This window comes from Skermanella stibiiresistens SB22 (assembly GCF_000576635.1).
GTDB lineage: Bacteria > Pseudomonadota > Alphaproteobacteria > Azospirillales > Azospirillaceae > Skermanella > Skermanella stibiiresistens.
The window spans coordinates 271,055-288,502 of sequence record NZ_AVFL01000006.1 but is presented as its reverse complement, the minus strand read 5'-3'; the positions used below and the strand labels follow the sequence as shown (position 1 = coordinate 288,502).

The window sequence follows — 17,448 nt, the reverse complement described above, 5'->3', positions numbered from 1 at the left end:
GGGCCGCACGGCGGAAGCCGGCGTGGTGGCGGCCCTGCTGGCCTCCAGTGGCGCCAGCGGCCCGGCCGACGCGCTGGAACACGCCCGGGGCTTCGCCGCCCTGATGAACGGCGGCGTGCTGGAGCGGGAGCCGATCGAGGCGCTGGGCCGGCGCTGGTTCCTGCTCGACCCCGGCATCGACGTCAAGCGCATCCCGGTCTGCCTGTCGTCCCACGCCGCCGTCGACGCCGCGGCGGATCTGGTCGCGGAACACGGGCTTCATCTCGACGCCATCCGCCGCATCGTCACCGACGTGCCGCCGATCGTGGTCGCCAATCTGGCGCACCGCGACCCGGCCAGCCGGCAGGAGGCGCAGTTCAGCATGCCCTTCGCGGTGGCGGCCCAATTGGTCCTGGGCGATCTGAGGCTGGAGCATCTGGACGAGGCGGTGATCCGCGATCCCCGGATCCGCGTCGTCATGGCGACCGTCGAGATGGTCACCGGCTCCCGCTGGGACGATCCTGCGGCGCGGGCCGCCACTCCTGAAGGGGCGGAAGTGACGATCGAAACGCGGGACGGCCGCATCGTCTCGACCTTCCGAGACTTCGCGCGCGGCTCCGCCGCCCGGCCGTTGGGTTCGGATCAACTCGACACCAAGTTCCGCACCTGCGCCGTCCCGGTGATCGGCGCGCCTGCGGCGGAAAGCCTGCTGGACCGGCTGCGCGGCGTCGATCGCCTGCCCAAGGCGCGCGCGTTGCTGGCCGGCCTTTCCCATTCCCATCCCTCCGCCGCGAAGGTGTCCTCCTGATGCGACCGCTTCCGCCACCGCTTGACGGTGTCCGCGTCCTGGACTTCTCCCGCATGCTGGCGGGACCGTTCTGCACGGCGCTGCTGGCCGACGCCGGCGCCGACGTGATCAAGGTCGAGGGACTGGAGGGCGACGACTCCCGCCACTTCTCGCCCCGCGCTGGCGGCGAGAGCTGCTACTTCATGATGATCAACCGGGGCAAGCGCTCGATCAGCCTGGACCTCAAGAGCGCCGAAGGGCGCGCCACCGCCCACGCGCTGGCCGCCCGCTCCGACATCGTGGTGGAGAACTTCCGCCCCGGCGTCGCGGCCCGGCTCGGCATCGACTTCGCCACCCTGTCGGCGATCAACCCGAAGCTGGTCTACGCCAGCATCTCCGGCTTCGGCCAGGATGGGCCGCTGGCCCACCGCCCCGCTTACGACATCATCGCCCAGGCGATGAGCGGGATCATGAGCGTCAACGGGCCCGCCGGATCGGCGCCCAACCGCGTCGGGGAATCGATCGGCGACATCGCCGCCGGCCTCCAGGCCGCCTGGGCGATCCTGGCGGCTCTGCATGGCCGGGAGCGTGACGGCAGGGGCCAGCACCTCGACGTCGCCATGGTCGACAGCGTCTTCTCGCTGATGGTCACGTCGCTGTCGCAATACCTGTTCACCGGCGCGGTGCCGGGCCGGATCGGCAATGCCCATCCGATGAGCGCGCCGCTCGACAGCTTCGCGGCCTCCGACGGACACATGATCATCGCGGTCGCCAACGACGGGCTGTTCGCGAAGCTCACCGCCGCCATGGGCATGGCCGAGGTGGCGGCCGATCCCCGCTTCGCCACCGACCCCGCCCGCAAGGCCAACGAGGCCGCCCTGCGGACGATCATCGAGGGCTGGACGCTGCGCCACTCGGTCGAGGCCGCGGTCGCCACGCTGGAGGCGGCGGGCATCCCGGCCTCGCCCATCCTGTCGATCGACCAAGTGGTCTCCGGCGTCCACGCCACCGCGCGCGGACTGGTCCGCACCGTCGACCACAAGACCGCCGGTCCCGTGCCGGTGGTGCCCCAGCCGGTCCGCTTCCTCGGTTCCGGCACCCTCCAGGCCCGCCCCGCCCCCTTGCTGGGCGAGCACACCGAGGAGGTCTTGGCCGAACTCAGGCTCCCTGCCTGATCAGCGTGATGACGACGATGTCGCCGCCGCCCTCCAGTTCCAAGCCGGTGGCGTCACCGTCGATCACGAGCGTGTCGAGCTTATCGATGCGCACCGTCCGATCACCGGCCGCCAACTCCGCCCGGCCGGCGAGCGCCACCACGAGGACGAGGTCCGCGCCGAGCGGCAGACCGACCGGTCCGACGTCGCGGGCCCGATAGACGGCGTGGTGGAAGCGGTCGCGCCGGGTCATGATGTTCAGGTCGAGGATCGGACCGCCCGGCAAGGTGGACGTCACCGCCGCGTCGCCGGCGAAGGTGAAACCGGAGCCGCCCCGCTCGACCAGCACGCTCCCCTCCCCCGCCAGCCGCAGCTCGATCCCGGCGCCGTCCACCACCAGCAAGGTCCGGTCGACGCCGGGAAAGCTGGAGAACGGGCCGGGGCCGCCGACCTTGGCGGCGCTGAGGCGCCAGTCGAAATCGTCCATTCCCGCCCCGGCGGGAGCGACGGCGATCTCCGTCGTCGTCCCGCCGCCGTTCTTCCACGGGGTTTCCACCAATGACGCCCAGGGGATCACCCGCCAAGCCATCGCGGCGCTCATAGGCTCGGCAATACGAGATTGTGCTCGCGGGCCGCCTCGATGGCGTCCTCGTATCCAGCGTCGGCGTGGCGCATGACGCCGGTGGCCGGGTCGTTCCACAGCACCCGCTCCAGCCGGGCCGCCGCCTCGGGCGTGCCGTCGGCGACGATCACCATGCCAGCGTGCTGCGAGAAGCCCATGCCGACGCCGCCGCCGTGATGCAGCGACACCCAGGTCGCCCCAGACGCGGTGTTCAGCAAGGCGTTCAGCAGCGGCCAGTCCGACACGGCGTCGGAGCCGTCCAGCATCGCCTCGGTCTCGCGGTTGGGCGACGCCACCGAGCCGCTGTCCAGATGGTCGCGCCCGATCACGATCGGCGCCTTCAGCTCGCCGCTGGCGACCATCTCGTTGAAGGCCATGCCCAACCGGTGGCGGTCACCCAGCCCGACCCAGCAGATGCGGGCCGGCAAGCCCTGGAACCGGATCCGCTCCCGCGCCATGTCGAGCCAGTTGTGCAGGTGCGGGTTGTCGGGGATCAGCTCCTTGACCTTGGCGTCGGTCTTGTAGATGTCCTCCGGATCACCCGACAAGGCGGCCCAGCGGAACGGGCCGATGCCCCGGCAGAACAGCGGCCGGATATAGGCCGGCACAAAGCCGGGGAAGTCGAACGCCTTGGCGACGCCCATCTCCTTCGCCATCTGGCGGATGTTGTTGCCATAGTCGAGCACGGGGATGCCCTGGGCGTGGAAATCCAGCATCGCCTGGACCTGGACCGCCATCGACTTCTTCGCCTCGGTCTCGACCAGCTTGGGGTCCCGCTCTCGCTTTTCCTCCCACTCCGCCAGGCTCCAGCCCGCCGGCAGGTAGCCGTTGAGCGGGTCGTGGGCGGAGGTCTGGTCGGTCACGGCGTCGGGTCGGATGCCGCGCTCGACCAGCTCGGGGAACACCTCGGCGGCGTTTCCGAGCAAGCCGACCGAGACCGGCTTGCCGTCCGCCTTCGCTTGCTCGAGGATCGCCAGCGCCTCCTCGATGGTGTCGGCCTTGCGGTCCAGGTAGCCGGTCTGGAGCCGCATGTCGATCCGCGACGGCTGGCACTCGACAGCCAGCATGGAGGCGCCGGCCATGGTCGCGGCCAGCGGCTGCGCCCCACCCATGCCGCCAAGCCCACCGGTCAGGATCCAGCGTCCGGCGAGGTCGCCGCCATAGTGGCGGCGGCCGACCTCCACGAAGGTCTCGTAGGTGCCCTGGACGATGCCCTGGCTGCCGATATAGATCCACGACCCGGCCGTCATCTGGCCGTACATCATCAGCCCGACCTTATCGAGCGCGTTGAAGTGGTCCCAGTCGGCCCAGCGCGGCACCAGGTTGGAATTGGCGATCAGAACGCGCGGTGCGTCCTTGTGGGTGCGGAAGACACCCACCGGCTTGCCCGATTGGACCAGCAGCGTCTCGTCGTCGCCCAGCGTCGTCAGGCTCGCCACGATGCGGTCGAACGACTGCCAGTCGCGGGCGGCGCGGCCGATGCCGCCATAGACGACCAGCGCCTCCGGCTTCTCCGCCACCTCGGGATCGAGGTTGTTCATCAGCATCCGCAACGGCGCCTCGGTCAGCCAGCTGCGCGCCGTCAGCTCGGTGCCGCGCGGGCTGCGGATCTTGCGGGCGTTGTCGAGGCGCCCATTATCGCGAGGGGTGCCGGAGGAGGTGGGAGTGGTCATGTCGGTGGTTCCTCGGTGTTGGCTGGTCTCAGACACGATTGGCCCAATCGATCAGCCTGTGGAGCATCGGCTTCAGCACGGCGCGGAGACGGTCGGACTTGGCGGCGTCATAGCTCCAGGGCGGCGCCTCGTCCGTCAGGTAGGCGCGCTGCGCCAGCTCCATCTGGATGGCGTGGACGCCGCCCGCGGGGTCGCCGTAATGGCGGGTGATCCAGCCGCCGCGGAACCGGCCATTGACGACATGGCTGTAGCCGTCGGCCGAAGCGCAGGCTTCGGCGACGATCGCCTCGGCTTCCGGATCGCAGGACGCTCCGCCATTGGTGCCGATGTTGAAGACCGGCAACTCGCCGTCGAACAGCCGGGGAACCAGGGAGCGGATCGAATGGCAATCATACAGCGCGACGCGCGGATGCCTGGCGCGAAGGCGCCGGACCTCGGCCGACAGGGCGTCGTGATAGGCCGCGTGATAGGGCAGCCGCCGCCGCTCGATCTCCTCGGCGGAAGGGCCGGCGGCGTCGCGGTAGAGTGGCACGCCGTCGAAGGTCGTGGTCGGACACAGGTCGGTGGTCGCCTGCCCAGGGTAGAGCGAGGTCCCGCTCGGATCGCGGTTGACGTCGATCACATAGCGCGAGGTGGTGGCGCGCACGACGGTGGCGCCCAGCTCCTCGCCGAAGTCATAGAGCTGGTCGATCCACCAGTCGGTGTCCTCGATCCCCAAGGCCCGCTCGGTCAGCTGGGCCTTGACGGCGTCGGGGATGCCGAGCCCGACATGGGGCATCGACAGGATCAGCGGCGCGTCGCGCCGTTCGACGATCGGCATCTCCATCACTCACCTCGCCAGACACGGGAATGAAGCGGATTGTAGCCGATGCGGTAGGCCAGTTCCGCTGGGCGCTCGATATCCCAGATCGCCAGATCGCACCACTTGCCGGGCGTCAGGGTGCCGATCTCGTCGTCGCGTCCCAGCGCCCGCGCGGCGTTGCGGGTGACGCCGGCCAGCGCCTCCTCCGGCGTCAGGCGGAACAGCGTGCAGGCCATGTTGATGGTCAGGAGCAGCGAGGTCAGCGGCGAGGTGCCGGGGTTGGCGTCGGTCGCGATGGCGATCGGCACGCCAGCCTCGCGGAACAGCGCCACCGGCGGCGCCTGGGTCTCGCGCAGGGTGTAGTACGCGCCGGGCAGCAGGGTCGCGACCGTGCCGGCCGCCGCCATGGCCGCGACATCGGCCGCGTCGGCGTATTCGACATGGTCGGCGGACAGTGCGCCGAACCGCGCCGCCAGTGCTGCGCCGTGGAGCGACGACAGCTGCTCGGCGTGGATCTTGACCGGCAGGCCCAGGTCCCGCGCCGCCTGGAACAGCCGCTCGACCTCCGCTGGCGAGAAGGCGATGCCCTCGCAGAAGGCGTCGACCGCGTCGGCCAGTCCTTCGGCATTGACGGCGGGCAGCATTTCAGCTATGACGTGATCGATATAGGCACCACTGTCGGTGAATTCCGGCGGGGTGGCGTGGGCGCCCAGGAATGTCGTCTCGACACCGACACGCCGTTCGCGCCCCAGCCTGCGGGCGGCGCGGAGCTGGCGAAGTTCGGCGGCGGTCTCCAACCCATAACCCGATTTGATCTCGATGGTGGTGACGCCCTCCGCCAGCAGCGTGTCCAGCCGGGGCAGCGCCGCCTTGACCAGCGCGTCCTCGTCCGCGTGGCGGGTGGCGGTGACGGTCGACAGAATGCCGCCACCGGCCCGCGCGATCTCCTCATAGCTGGCGCCCTCCAGCCGCATCTCGAACTCGGCGGCGCGGTCGCCGCCATAGACCAGATGGGTGTGGCAGTCGATCAGCCCCGGCGTGATCCAGCGCCCAGCGCAGTCGATGGTCTCGGCGGCATCATGGCCCCGGGCCTGTTCGCCGGTGCCGACGAAGGCGATCCTGCCGTCACGGCAGCCAATGGCGCTTCCGGAACCCAGGGCGCCGTAGGGCGTCCCGGTGACTTCCATGGTCGCGAGCCGCGCGTTGATCCAAAGTCGATCCAGCTTCAAGCCCCGTCCCCCTATCGTTCCAGTGGTTTTCAACCGCCCTGTATTGTATATACAATTAACGCCGGATTAAGCTTCGTGTCCAGACTTCGTGGGAGCCGTCATGAAATTTTTCGCCGAGAGCGCCTTGCTGGCCGAGGGTTGGAGCCGGAACGTCGTGTTCGACGTCGATGACGCCGGCCTGATCACCAAGGTGAAGGTGGACGGCACGCCGGACGATGCCATGAAATTGGGCGCCGTGGTGGTGCCGGGCATGGCGAACCTGCACAGCCACACGTTCCAGCGCGCCATGGCCGGCTTGGCGGAGCGGCGCGGCGACAGCGCCGACAGCTTCTGGACATGGCGGCAGACAATGTACGGCTTCCTCGACAAGTTGACACCCGACGATGTCCAGGCCATCGCGGCGCTGGTCTGCGCCGAGATGCTGGAGGCCGGCTTCACCACGCTGGGCGAGTTCCACTACCTGCATCATGACCCGGCGGGCGCCGCCTACGCCGATATCGGCGAGATGACCGGGCGCGTCGCGGCGGCGGCCTCGTCCACGGGGATCGCGCTGACGCTGCTGCCGGTCTTCTACGCCCATGGCGGGTTTGGCGGCATGGCACCGACGCCAGGACAACGGCGCTTCATTAATGATCCCGACCGCTACGCCCGCCTGATGGAAAGCGCTGGTCGCCACGTCAAGGCGGTTCCAAACGGCAGAATTGGCGTGGCGCCCCATTCGCTTCGCGCCGCCACGGTGCAGGAGATCGGCGACATCCTGCCGTTGGCCGACGGAGGTCCCATCCACATCCACGTCGCGGAACAGGTCAAGGAGGTCGAGGACTGCGTCGCATGGTGCGGCAAGCGGCCGGTCGAATACCTGCTGGACTCGTTGCCGGTCGACACCCGCTGGTGCGCCATCCACGCGACGCACATGACCCCGTCCGAAACCGAGGCGCTGGCGCGGTCCGGCGCCGTCGCCGGGCTGTGCCCCGAGACCGAGGGCAATCTGGGCGATGGGTTGTTCGACGCGCCGCGCTATCTGACCGCCGGCGGGCGGTTTGGCATCGGCTCCGACAGCCACATCCACATCGGTCTCGCCGAGGAGTTGCGGCTGCTGGAATACGGCCAGCGGCTGGTCTTGCGGAGCCGCAACGTGCTGTGCGAACCCGGTGGCTGGACGGGCGACGTGCTGTTCCGCCGCGCCGTCGCGGGGGGAGCCCAAGCCCTGGGCCAGCCAACCGACAGCCTCCGCGTCGGACAGCGGGCGGACTTCGTCACGTTGGACGAGACCCATCCCTCGCTGGCCGGCCGCCCGCCGGAACAGATGGTCGACGCCTGGATCTTCGCGGGCGACAAATCCTGCGTGCGCGAGGTCCGCGTCGCCGGCCACCCGGTGGTGACCGAGGGCCGCCACAAGTCACGCGACCCAATCCGCGCCGCCTACGCCAAGGTGCTGACCAGGATCAACGGGTAGGCTCGGGAGATGGACTGGCGGGCGGCTCTGACGCTGGACGGCATGGGCCCGCTCTACGAGCAGGTCAAGCGGGCGATCATGCGCCCGATCCGTGATTCCGTCTGGAAGCCCGGTGACAGGATCCCGCCCGAGCACGATCTGCTGAGCCACTTCGCCGCCTCGCGCATGACGATCAACCGGGCGCTCCGCGAACTGGCCGAGGAGGGCTACGTCACCCGCCACCGCCGGATGGGTAGCTTCGTCGCGGTGCCCCCCGCCCCCACCGCGATCCTCGACATCGTGGACATGGCGACCGTCATTCCTCAGCGCGGCCAGGACTACCGCTTCGATCGCATGGCGCGCGAGATCGTCAAAGCAGACCCGGAACTGGCCGCCAAGCTGGGGGTGGCGCTCGGGGACGCGGTCTGCCGCGTCGTCGGCCGCCATTTCGCCGATGGCGAGATCGTCGAGTTGGAAGAACGCTGGATCAACCTGACCGCCGTTCCGGCCGCCGCCGATCTCGCCTTCGAGGACGTCAGCCCCAACCATTGGCTGGTCGCCCACGTGCCCTGGACCGAGGCCGAACACACGATCTCCGCGATCAACGCCGATTCGGATCTGGCGGCGGCGCTGCGTTGCCCAGTCGGAACCGCCTGCCTGCTGCTGGAGCGCCGGACCTTCCTGGAGGACCAAGTCGTCACCCTGGCCCGCCTGATCCATCCCGGCTCCCGGCACAAACTGACCGAGCGTTTCACACCGCGAACATAGAGGGGTGTGACAGCTGAAGGCGGTTACATCAGGTTTCGTGCCAGCTTGCTGGCGGACGGGGGATCGAGGTGGAGCAGCCCTTTTGATGAAGGGAGATGAAGAATGCTGTGACCGCGTTGCTGTTCGGCCAAGACGACGGAGCGCTAGGATCCGATGGCACATGGCTATCGGCGTTTCCTGTGCCAGGGCTGCGGGCGGGGCTTCAATGAGCGGACCGGCTCGGTGCTGAACCGGCTTCAACCGCCAACCGACGTGGTTCTTCTAATCCTGCTACCGCACGGCCTAGTGTTCAGCCGTGAAGCGCTCCGCGACCGGGAGCCAAACTGGCGCCGCTGTTGACCCATATTCTGCGCCAGCGTCGCAAGCGCAAGCGCAAGGCTGTCCGCAGTTGGTATGCCGATCAGACCTACATCAAAGTCGCCGGTCAGTGGCGATATCTGTACCGGGAACTGTACCGGCCACTTGATCGCGACGGCAACCTAGTCGATGTCAGCCTGAGAGAAACCCACGATCAGGAAGCCGCCGCGTTGCCAAGCCTTTGTCCTCCCACCAGATCAAAGTTCAACAGATGGCCTCGCTGCTATTCGCAGGAACCTGCCGTGCATTAGGATGCGAAACATGGCCTAAGGATGTTCATTGAGCTTGTTGATTTCTGCTTCGATGGCTTCCAACCGCGAGATTAGCCTCATTTTCTCAGAATTCAATCGCCGAAGACGCTGTTCTCGCCGTCCCAATGACTCCTCCGGCAGGCGAAGACGCTGTTTGAATTCAACAATCTCGCGCCTTAGCAGATTCGGACGAACGAGCCCTTCGCGACGCGCACGGTCAATCTCGTGATCAGTAAGCGTAATCACTTGGTAAGCGGTAGCGTATGAACCGGGAAGCTCATCCTGCTGAAGACGGCCATCCCTGACCGCCTCATAGACGGACCTGAGTTGAATTGCCACCGATCGCCCGAACGGCAAATCGGAACCAGATATGAGAGACTCATACTCAGCACGGCCAAGCTTGCCATGAGCTTCCGCCAAACGACGGCCGATATACAGGAAGCGTTTGCGGACCTCCTCCCATTGACCGCGGATGTCCGAGATGAACTCCTCGCGGGTCGATAGTGGTGCGAGGGAGTCCAGAGCTTTTTCTACCCTGCTGTCTGGAAGGCGTTTCGCAGCCGCTTTGGAAATCATTGCCATATCAGGACTCCAACTGATGCCGGACGTACTTCCATACGCCGGTGAACTCTGTCCCACCCTTCGCGGATGATACCTCGGCCACTCCCAGGCCCTTCCGCCCAAGCACATGGACATCTTCGAAGGAGGGGATCTCTATCGGACAGAGTTCTCCCGTCTCCACCAACTCATGTTTGGCTTGAATGAATGATGAGGTCCGCCGATTCACCTTTGCGAGTAGGTAAGCGGCCCTCTTACCCAATTGACGGATCAGCCCCATCCATGGTTGGACGCTTTCCAAGTCGTCGCCTGTATGCCCGACTGGTACCAGGATGAAGTCCGCCGCGAGGATCAGGCGCTTCATATCGTCGATGTACTCCTCGACCGAAGTGGGGGTATCGATGATCAGCAGATCGACATCCTTGACTTCCTTCAGGGCGTTGATGGCGTCAATTATCGATGCGGAATGATGTTGGATCTGAATGACGCCTTCTTCCGGACGCTTTCCCCACCAACGGGTGAGGGTAGCCTGAGGATCCAGGTCCATGGTGGCGACACGGGCGCCATCCATCGCCGCGGCAACAGCTAGGTTCCGGGCGGTGGACGTCTTCGAAACACCGCCCTTCGGCGACGTTATCAGAACTATCTTGTAATGCCGCTCACTGGAGGGCAGCGTTTGGATCTTTGCGGTACGGTTTCTGCTTACCATGGTCGTGGTGCTTCCCGGCAATCGGTGTATGGCCTGGTTCTACCGGGTTGGCGCCTTGGTGGGAAGCGCGCTCGTCAACGATATCCCATACCGACAGGCGTGAAACATCAACTGTGTTCGAAGCGCATCGGTCATCATTGGTGTTTACACGTAAACAGCTCGCGAAGACGGTTGTCGAGCTCTGCCGATGTCTCTCTGATACCCGAGGGCACTCGTCTCTATCGACTTAGTGTTTACATGTAAACAGGCGCCCACATCCTAGTGCCGGGGGGCTTTCCTGGTGTGGCAGAGACCACGGTAAAAAGATTTCTCGATAGCTGCAATTTTCGTCACCTTTGACGCTTATCTGCCCCTCAGACAATCTTGGTGGAGGCACGACCCAAAGTTGTAATTTCGTCAAATTATGCATCTAAAATTTTTATCGATGGCTGGCGCGAAGGCTAATTCGCAAATCCGACGGAACTCTCCCGAGTGTGGTGTGCGCCGGTTCGCGGTATCTCGACGCCATTGTCGGCAAAATGCTGGCGGTGCTCAAGCGCCGCCGTAGCCCAGGCATCAAGCCGCGCGGGGCGGGGCGGGGCGGGGCGGGGCGCGGACCATACTCATGGGCACTGACGTATGAATACCGTTGGCGTTGATTGCAGCCATCGTCTTCATGGCGATTCACGCAGTTGCCTGAGGCGCCCATCGGTGATGTTGGTGGATTGATGAATGGAGATTGGCGGAACGGTGGCGGCCATGATGGCCTGGGTCAGGAGGATTGTAATCAGCCAGACCGATGGTTGTCGCGTCTCACGCGGTCAGGGGGGGAGGGGGGGACGCCCCCATTCCCGCTTGGGGATCGTCGATCATCAGCGCGAGAAGGAGGTGGGCGTGGGTCCATGCCTTGACCGGCCCTTCGTGCTTGGCCTGGGGGCGGTCAAGGTCAAGCGGGGACTTCGATCGCTTGAAGGCGCGTTCGACCTGCCAGCACACGCTGTGGAGCGCGGCGAATTGATCCCGGTGATCGCGGGATCCGTCAGCGAGGTGATCACGACAAAGTGATCACGACAAGTTGCTCGACCGCGGCCAGGGTGCGTGGGCCGATGGCGTGGTGCTGGCCCTTGCCGCTGACGTGGTGCGTCACCTTGACCGCCCCTTCGACCGCCTCGGGCGGCTTGGGCCGGATCACCAAGCGCAGGCGGATGGGTTCGAAGCTTCCCCGCGACTTGCACAGGTGGACGGTCATGTCATGGCTGCCCGGGACCTTCGCCGTCTCGGACAGGCAGAGCAAGTCGGGCAGCCTCCCCGCGTCATCCACCAAGTTCAGGCTGTTTCATGTCGGCAGAATCAGGACATCGGCGCCGCTGGCCAGCCTCACCTTGATGGCGTCGGGCTGGCGATAGCGGCGGTCGGCCAACAGGATCTCCCGCGGCCCGGCCTTCACGGCGTCGAGACGTTCGCCTCGTCCGAGCTAGGTCACGGCGGCATCGCTCATGCGGCCGCGCAACAGATCGTAACTTAGGTGCGGGCGATACGGCTGCCATCCACGACGTGGATGCCGGAGAGGCGTGGCAACGCCTCCGGCGCGCGCACCCGCTCGAGGGATTTCGCGCTCGAGGCCTCCAGCGAAGGTCCGGCCTTCCTCAACCGCTTGAGAAGCGCGATATCTGACACGTCCGTGAAGCCCCGTTCCATCGCCATCGCCGAGCCAGCTCTCAACGAGGGGCCGTCCGGATCCCATAGTGGATCGAGAGGAGCAACAGATCGAGTGGGCTTCCAAGATCGAGGAAGGGTGGCCAAACCATTACTGGCGAGGCCGTCGGACCGGTCACAGCATCACGTCGCCGCCGTTTGGCGAGACGGTCTGGCCGACGAAGAACGACCCGGCCTCGGACGCCAGCAGCAGCGCCGTCGGCGCGATCTCATCGACGCGGCCGAACCGGCCGATCGGCAGTTGCGCCTGCTTCATGGCGCGCCAGCCATCGGACAGGCCCATCAGCATGTCGGTCTCGACAGGGCCGGGTGCGATCGAATTGACGGTGACACCCTTGGGGGCGGCCTCATAGGACAGGGCGCGGGTGAAGCCGACGATGCCGGCCTTGGCGGCGCAGTAGTGCGATTGGCCGGGAGCGCCCTTGTAGGCCAGTTGCGATGAGAAGTTGATCACCCGGCCCCAGCCCTTGTCCGCCATGGCGGGATAGAACTTGCGGGTCACCAGGAAGGTACCGCGCAGGTGGACGCCGATCATCCGGTCGAACGCCTCGACCGAAACATCCTCGAACAGCAAATCGCCGCCGATCCCGGCGCAGTTGACCAGGATATCGACATGCCCCAGCGCCTCGCCCGCCCACTGTGCCAAGCGGTCGACATCGCCTTCCTTGGACACATCGCAGACGGTGTGGACGACCGGCAGGCCGGCGGCATCCTGCTTCGCCGCGAGATCCGCCGCGTTGGCGTCGTCGCCGTATTGGCAATAGCCGACCTTGGCGCCGCTGGCGGCGAACAGCTCGACGATGGCGCCGCCGATGCCGCGGCTGCCGCCGGTCACCAGGGCGGTGCGGCCTTCCAGACTGAATGGGTTCATCTTCGGGACTCCGGTGGAAATATAACGGGTTGTTCAGCGGGCCGACAGCCAGTCGGCATAGGTCCGAATGCCATCCTCCAGCGAGCGGCGCGGCGCGTAGCCAAGGTCGCGCCCGATCGCCCGGATGTCGAAGCGGTGCTGCGGATCGTCCAGCGGGTCGGGACCGGGCTCCAGCTCGATGCTGGCGCCGGGCAGGACCGAGGCCACCACGGCGCCGATCTCGCCCAGGGTCAGATAGGTGCCACCGGTGGCAGTGTAGACCGGACCCTTGCCGGACGGCGCGTCGAGCGCCGCCAGCAACGCCTCCACCGCGTCGTCGACATGGATGAACTGGCGCGCGAAGTCGCGACCCCAGCCCATCCGCGTCGGCCGTCCGGCCCGCGCGTCCTCGATCATCGTCCGGATCACGCAGTCAGTCGTCCGGCCGGGACCATAGACCCAGGACAGCCGGACCGACAGAGCGTCCAACCCGTGCTGCTGGCGATAGGCCGACAGAAGCTGCTCGCTGGCGACCTTGGTGGCGCCATAGACGCTGGTCGGCCGCAGCGGCACGTCCTCGGGCACGCCCTCGGGATCGGCGGGTTCGGTGGTCGGGCCATAGGCGCTGGTCGAGGAGCAGAAGACCACCCGGCGCATCCGGCGGACGCGGGCCAGTTCCAGGATGTTGGCTGTTCCGACGACATTCGCCTGCACGATGCCATAGGGGTTGTCGATCATCACCATCGGACCGGACACGGCACCACAATGGACCACCGCCTCGACCTCGAAGCGGCCGGCCAGAGCGTGCAGGCGGTGGATGTCGGTCAGATCCGCCGTCTCGACCTCGGGATCACCAGGCTTCGGCGCCATATCGAGGCCGATCGCCGGGCGACCGTTGGCGCGCAGGCGGGCGAGCAGCGTCCGGCCGATCAGGCCGGAGGCGCCGGTGACGAGGATGCGGCCTTCGCTCATATCATCGCTTCCTTGGGTTGGGGGATATGGACATGCCGCGCCTCGGCCTCGTGCTCGACCGCCAGTTCCGCCGACAGCAGCTTGACCGTGTACGGGTCCTTGGGCGAGGCGAAGACATCCTCCAGGGGGCCCGCTTCGACGATCCGTCCCCGGTTCATCACCGCCACGTCGTGGGCCAGCGACCGCACGGAGTTCAAATCATGGGTGATGAACAGGGCCGACAGCCGCATCCGGGACTGGAGATCGCGCACCAGATCGATGATCTGGGCGCGCACCCGGATATCCAGCGCCGTGGTCGGCTCGTCGAACACGATGAAGTCGGGTTCGGTCACCAGCGCGCGGGCGATGCCGACGCGCTTCTGCTCGCCGGCGGTCAGCTCATGGGGATAAAGCTCCGCGTGGCTGGTCGGCAGGTTGACCAGATCCAGCGCCCGGTGGACCCGCCTCAGCCGTTCGGCAGCCGACGCCTTCTCCAGCATGCGGAGCGGTTCGTCCACCAGCCGCATCACCTTCCAGCGCGGGTTCAGCGCCACATAGGGTTCCTGGAACACCATCTGGATGCGGCGGCGCAGCGGCCTGAACTCGGCCTCGGGCATCGTGGTGATATCGCGCCCGTCGAACCGGATGGCGCCGCCGCTGGCGTCCAGTAGGCGGACCAAGCACTGCCCGATCGTCGTCTTGCCGGACCCGCTCTCGCCAACCAGCGCCAGCGTCTCGCCGCGCCGGACCGAGAAGGAGACGCCATCGACCGCGCGGACCTCCTCGCCGGGGCGGCTTCCGGCGAAGATCTTCAGCAGGTTCGAAACCTCCAGCAACGGCTGGCCCTCGCTGGCTGTAGCCCGGATCGACGGCACCGGCCGCGCCTTGGCGGCGTCCAGCAGTTCCTGGCTATACGGGGTTCCGGGTTTCGCCAGGAAGCCGGTGACGTCGCGCATCTCGACGATCCGGCCCTGCCGCATGATGGCGACCCGGTTGCAATAATGGGCGATGATGCCGAGGTCGTGGGTGATCAGGACGACCGACAGCCCCAGCTCGCGCGACCGCTCGACCAGCATGTCGAGCACCTGGACCGATACCGTCGCGTCCAGGCCCAGCGTCGCGTCGTCAGCCAGCAGCACCTTCGGCTCGGTGATCAGCGCCATGGCGATGACGACCCGCTGTGCCATGCCGCCGGACAGCTCGTGCGGATAGGCGCGAGCCCGCTCGGCCGGATTGACGATGCCGACATCGCCCAACAGCTTGACCGCCTTGGCCCAGGCGTCCTTCCGCGACAGTTTGCGATGGCTGCGCAGCACGCGGACGATCTGATTGCCGACCCGTTCGACCGGATCGAGCAGGGCCTTGGCGTTGGTGCCGATCAGGGCCACTTGGCCGCCGCGCACCTGGCGGCGCTCGCCCTCATCCATCCGCTCGAGCTGGCGGCCCATGATCTCGACCGTTCCGCCGACCCGCCGGCCGCCCTCGGGCAGCAGGTCGATGATGGCGCGGGCGAGCACCGACTTGCCGGCCCCGGTTTCGCCGACGATCCCCAGGATCTCGTTCGGCCGCAGCTCGAACGCGACATCCTGGAGGATGGTCCGGTCGCCGTCCGGCGTGTCGAACACGACCCGCAGCCCCTCGACCGACAGGACGGGCTTCATATCAAGTTCGGATCGCGTCATCGGCTTTCTCCCAATGTTCCAGGAACGGGGCCGGGGACGGGGAGGGCGACGCCGGCTGGCGCCTTGGTCTTGCGGGCTCTGCTGGGGTCCAGCAGGTCTCGGACCACGTCGCCCAGCAGCGCGAAGCACAGCACGGCGACGACGATGGCGAGGCCCGGGAACAGGGAGACCCACCAGACGCCCAGGATCATCTGCTGCGCCCCGGTCGAGACCATCAGGCCCCATTCCGGCGTCGGCATCCGGACCCCGGCGCCGATGAAGGACAGGCCGGCGGTTAGCAGGATCGCCATGCCGATCGAGATGGAGACCTGGACCATGGCGGGCATCAGGGCGTTGGGCAGGATGTGGCGGAACATGATGTCGAGATCGCCGGCCCCGCTGCACCGTGCCGCCGCGACGAACGGCCGCTCGCGCAGCGACAGCACCTCCGCCCGGATCAGCCGGGCGAAGATTGGGATGAACAGCACCGCCAGCACGATGGCGACGTTCCAGATCTCCTGTCCCGTCACCGAGACCAGCGCCATGCCTAGCACGAAGATCGGGAAGGCTTGGACGAAGTCGAAGATCCGCATGGCGAGCCCCGACAGCCAGCCCCGGTAATAGCCGATCACCAGCCCCAGCGGCACGCCGACGACGAAGGCCAGGGCCACCGAGGACACGCTGATCAGCAGGTTGATCCGGGTCGCGTGGATGACGCGCGACAGCACGTCCATGCCGGTGATGTCGGTGCCGAACCAGTGCGCCATCGATGGCGGCTGGAGCGAGGCCGCCGGATCGGCCTCCATCGGTGAATACGGGCTTATGATTGGGGCCAGCACGATCAGGGCGATCTGCATGAGCAGCAGCGCCAGCCCGATCACGGCCGCCGGACGGCGCAAGGCTTGGGGAACACGCGTCATACCCTGATCCTCGGATCGACGAGTTCATAGAGGATGTCCACCACCAGGTAGACGACGAGGATGAAAGCGGACGCCACCAGGATGAAGCCCTGCAACGCGGGGTAGTCGCTGTTCATGACCGCCTGCACCGCGTATTGGCCAAGGCCGCCCCAGGAGAAGATCGTCTCGACCAGCACCGCGGCGCCCAGCAGGAAACCGACCAGGAAACCGATCATGGTGATGATCGGCGGCAGGCTGTTGCGGAGCGCCGCCCGGATGATCACGCGCTCCGGCACGCCGCAGGCGCGGGCGTGGCGCACGAAGTCGCTGCGCCAAACGCCTGCGAAGATGCTCTGCGTCATCTTCATCAGGGCGCCCGCGTTGACTATGGCGATGGTCAGCACGGGAAGCAGCAGCCGCCCGACCGCCGACCAAAAGGTCTCCAGGTCACCCGCCACCAAGCTGTCGATGGTCAGGAAGCCGGTGACGTAGGGCGGCGGCGACATCATGGCGTCGATCCGCCCGAACGGCGCCGCCGCCCAGCCAAGCAGCGTGAAGAAGAAGTAGATCAGCAGCAGGCCGATCCAGAAATCCGGGATGGCTCCCGCCGCCAGCCCATAGATCCTGGACGCGACATCGACCGGCCCTCCCGCCCGAACGACCGACACCACGGCGATCACGACGCCAATCACCACCGTCAGGATCATGGCGTAGAAGATCAGCTCCAACGTCGCCGGCGCCCGCTCCATCAGGTCGACCGTCACCGGGTTCGACGTGAAGATCGACACGCCGAGATCGCCGTGCAGGACGTTCCCGACATAGCTGACGAACTGGGTCCAGACGCTGTCGTTCAACCCCAGCCTGTCGCGAAGCTGCGCCACCGCGTCCGGCGTCGCCATGTTCCCCAGGAGGAGGATGGCGGGATCGCCGGGCAGCAGGCGGATCAGGAAGAACGTCACCAGCAGGACGCCGAACATCTGTGGAATGACAAGCGCCAGCCGTCCCAGGACGATCTGCAAGGCGCGCGGCAGGCTATCCCACCGACTTCGGAATGCTGCGAGCATGAGT

The 17,448-nt window shown here is 66.8% G+C and carries 19 protein-coding genes; 6 read left to right on the top strand and 13 right to left on the bottom strand.

The genetic code is table 11. The annotated features are described in order from the left end of the window. Together N825_RS10975 and N825_RS10970 are read left to right on the top strand one after the other, a co-directional pair. The coding region (locus tag N825_RS10975) for an MmgE/PrpD family protein (protein ID WP_198038272.1) at positions 1-787 on the top strand (787 nt) is incomplete at its 5' end. Continuing rightward, the gene (locus N825_RS10970; protein WP_037450909.1) at positions 787-1,941 is read left to right on the top strand and encodes a CaiB/BaiF CoA transferase family protein; all 1,155 of its coding nucleotides are present in this window, start codon (positions 787-789) and stop codon (positions 1,939-1,941) included. The genes N825_RS10975 and N825_RS10970, both read left to right, overlap by 1 nt. On the opposite strand, the gene N825_RS10965 is transcribed toward N825_RS10970, so the two are convergent. Genes N825_RS10965 through hutI form a run of 4 tightly spaced genes read right to left on the bottom strand, consistent with a single transcriptional unit; the run spans position 1,925 to position 6,204 of the window. Then, positions 1,925-2,521 carry a HutD/Ves family protein gene (locus N825_RS10965; RefSeq protein ID WP_084164634.1) on the bottom strand — a complete coding sequence of 199 codons (597 nt, stop codon included), beginning with the start codon at positions 2,519-2,521 and terminating at the stop codon, positions 1,925-1,927. The genes N825_RS10970 and N825_RS10965 overlap by 17 nt on opposite strands. After that, positions 2,518-4,215, bottom strand: a complete 1,698-nt coding sequence (gene hutU, locus N825_RS10960) for a urocanate hydratase (RefSeq protein WP_051511987.1) — start codon at positions 4,213-4,215, stop codon at positions 2,518-2,520. The genes N825_RS10965 and hutU overlap by 4 nt, the downstream gene beginning before the upstream one ends. Before the next feature lie 28 nt (positions 4,216-4,243). Further along, a complete protein-coding gene (gene hutG, locus N825_RS10955) occupies positions 4,244-5,035 on the bottom strand; it encodes an N-formylglutamate deformylase (RefSeq protein WP_245613076.1) in 792 nt (263 codons plus the stop codon). A gap of 5 nt (positions 5,036-5,040) precedes the next feature. Further along, positions 5,041-6,204: an imidazolonepropionase gene (gene hutI, locus N825_RS10950; RefSeq protein ID WP_051512008.1), complete on the bottom strand. Its 1,164-nt coding sequence runs from the start codon at positions 6,202-6,204 to the stop codon at positions 5,041-5,043. 142 nt (positions 6,205-6,346) lie between these two features. On the opposite strand from hutI, the gene N825_RS10945 reads away from it, so the two are divergent. From N825_RS10945 to N825_RS40770, 3 genes are all read left to right on the top strand, one after another. Further along, entirely contained in the window at positions 6,347-7,702 is a 1,356-nt protein-coding gene (locus tag N825_RS10945) for a formimidoylglutamate deiminase (RefSeq protein WP_037450901.1), read from the top strand. A gap of 9 nt (positions 7,703-7,711) precedes the next feature. Continuing rightward, positions 7,712-8,449: a histidine utilization transcriptional repressor HutC gene (locus N825_RS10940; protein WP_063833725.1), complete on the top strand. Its 738-nt coding sequence runs from the start codon at positions 7,712-7,714 to the stop codon at positions 8,447-8,449. Between the two features lie 335 nt (positions 8,450-8,784). After that, complete coding sequence (locus N825_RS40770; RefSeq protein ID WP_157619107.1) at positions 8,785-9,057, top strand: DDE-type integrase/transposase/recombinase; 273 nt, start codon at positions 8,785-8,787, stop codon at positions 9,055-9,057. A gap of 15 nt (positions 9,058-9,072) precedes the next feature. Here the strand turns inward: N825_RS40770 and N825_RS10935 are convergent, their stop codons facing one another. Together N825_RS10935 and N825_RS10930 are read right to left on the bottom strand one after the other, a co-directional pair. Further along, on the bottom strand, positions 9,073-9,639 hold the full coding sequence (locus N825_RS10935; protein ID WP_037450898.1) for a hypothetical protein: 567 nt from the start codon (positions 9,637-9,639) through the stop codon (positions 9,073-9,075). 1 nt (position 9,640) lies between these two features. After that, entirely contained in the window at positions 9,641-10,324 is a 684-nt protein-coding gene (locus N825_RS10930; RefSeq protein ID WP_051511985.1) for a ParA family protein, read from the bottom strand. Between the two features lie 873 nt (positions 10,325-11,197). Between N825_RS10930 and N825_RS10925 the strand changes: the two genes are divergently transcribed. Then, positions 11,198-11,368, top strand: coding sequence for a hypothetical protein (locus tag N825_RS10925; RefSeq protein WP_157619106.1), 171 nt, complete (start codon positions 11,198-11,200; stop codon positions 11,366-11,368). Here the strand turns inward: N825_RS10925 and N825_RS10920 are convergent. The 7 genes from N825_RS10920 to N825_RS10890 form a co-directional block, all read right to left on the bottom strand. Next, positions 11,355-11,627 (bottom strand): hypothetical protein, encoded by a 273-nt coding sequence (locus N825_RS10920; protein WP_037450892.1) that lies wholly within the window; start codon positions 11,625-11,627, stop codon positions 11,355-11,357. The genes N825_RS10925 and N825_RS10920 overlap by 14 nt on opposite strands. Before the next feature lie 197 nt (positions 11,628-11,824). After that, positions 11,825-12,025 carry a hypothetical protein gene (locus N825_RS10915; RefSeq protein ID WP_157619105.1) on the bottom strand — a complete coding sequence of 67 codons (201 nt, stop codon included), beginning with the start codon at positions 12,023-12,025 and terminating at the stop codon, positions 11,825-11,827. Positions 12,026-12,134: 109 nt separating this feature from the next. Continuing rightward, on the bottom strand, positions 12,135-12,890 hold the full coding sequence (locus tag N825_RS10910; RefSeq protein ID WP_037450889.1) for an SDR family NAD(P)-dependent oxidoreductase: 756 nt from the start codon (positions 12,888-12,890) through the stop codon (positions 12,135-12,137). A gap of 33 nt (positions 12,891-12,923) precedes the next feature. Then, positions 12,924-13,841, bottom strand: coding sequence for an NAD-dependent epimerase/dehydratase family protein (locus tag N825_RS10905; RefSeq protein WP_037450886.1), 918 nt, complete (start codon positions 13,839-13,841; stop codon positions 12,924-12,926). Then, complete coding sequence (locus N825_RS10900) at positions 13,838-15,502, bottom strand: dipeptide ABC transporter ATP-binding protein (protein WP_037450883.1); 1,665 nt, start codon at positions 15,500-15,502, stop codon at positions 13,838-13,840. Before N825_RS10900 ends, N825_RS10905 begins: the two co-directional genes overlap by 4 nt. After that, entirely contained in the window at positions 15,499-16,401 is a 903-nt protein-coding gene (locus tag N825_RS10895; protein ID WP_084164632.1) for an ABC transporter permease, read from the bottom strand. The genes N825_RS10900 and N825_RS10895 overlap by 4 nt, the downstream gene beginning before the upstream one ends. After that, positions 16,398-17,444 carry an ABC transporter permease gene (locus N825_RS10890; protein WP_051511984.1) on the bottom strand — a complete coding sequence of 349 codons (1,047 nt, stop codon included), beginning with the start codon at positions 17,442-17,444 and terminating at the stop codon, positions 16,398-16,400. The genes N825_RS10895 and N825_RS10890 overlap by 4 nt, the downstream gene beginning before the upstream one ends. Between the last annotated feature and the right edge of the window lie 4 nt (positions 17,445-17,448).

Bases quoted from the DNA above. Each gene is read 5' to 3' on its own strand.
- N825_RS10935 (WP_037450898.1), bottom strand. From the start codon at position 9,639: ATGGCAATGATTTCCAAAGCGGCTGCGAAACGCCTTCCAGACAGCAGG.
- N825_RS10900 (WP_037450883.1), bottom strand. From the start codon at position 15,502: ATGACGCGATCCGAACTTGATATGAAGCCCGTCCTGTCGGTCGAGGGG.
- N825_RS10910 (WP_037450889.1), bottom strand. From the start codon at position 12,890: ATGAACCCATTCAGTCTGGAAGGCCGCACCGCCCTGGTGACCGGCGGC.
- N825_RS10945 (WP_037450901.1), top strand. From the start codon at position 6,347: ATGAAATTTTTCGCCGAGAGCGCCTTGCTGGCCGAGGGTTGGAGCCGG.
- N825_RS10940 (WP_063833725.1), top strand. From the start codon at position 7,712: ATGGACTGGCGGGCGGCTCTGACGCTGGACGGCATGGGCCCGCTCTAC.
- N825_RS10970 (WP_037450909.1), top strand. From the start codon at position 787: ATGCGACCGCTTCCGCCACCGCTTGACGGTGTCCGCGTCCTGGACTTC.
- N825_RS10905 (WP_037450886.1), bottom strand. From the start codon at position 13,841: ATGAGCGAAGGCCGCATCCTCGTCACCGGCGCCTCCGGCCTGATCGGC.
- N825_RS10890 (WP_051511984.1), bottom strand. From the start codon at position 17,444: ATGCTCGCAGCATTCCGAAGTCGGTGGGATAGCCTGCCGCGCGCCTTG.
- N825_RS10965 (WP_084164634.1), bottom strand. From the start codon at position 2,521: ATGAGCGCCGCGATGGCTTGGCGGGTGATCCCCTGGGCGTCATTGGTG.
- N825_RS10895 (WP_084164632.1), bottom strand. From the start codon at position 16,401: ATGACGCGTGTTCCCCAAGCCTTGCGCCGTCCGGCGGCCGTGATCGGG.
- N825_RS10930 (WP_051511985.1), bottom strand. From the start codon at position 10,324: ATGGTAAGCAGAAACCGTACCGCAAAGATCCAAACGCTGCCCTCCAGT.
- hutI (WP_051512008.1), bottom strand. From the start codon at position 6,204: ATGGAAGTCACCGGGACGCCCTACGGCGCCCTGGGTTCCGGAAGCGCC.
- hutU (WP_051511987.1), bottom strand. From the start codon at position 4,215: ATGACCACTCCCACCTCCTCCGGCACCCCTCGCGATAATGGGCGCCTC.
- hutG (WP_245613076.1), bottom strand. From the start codon at position 5,035: ATGCCGATCGTCGAACGGCGCGACGCGCCGCTGATCCTGTCGATGCCC.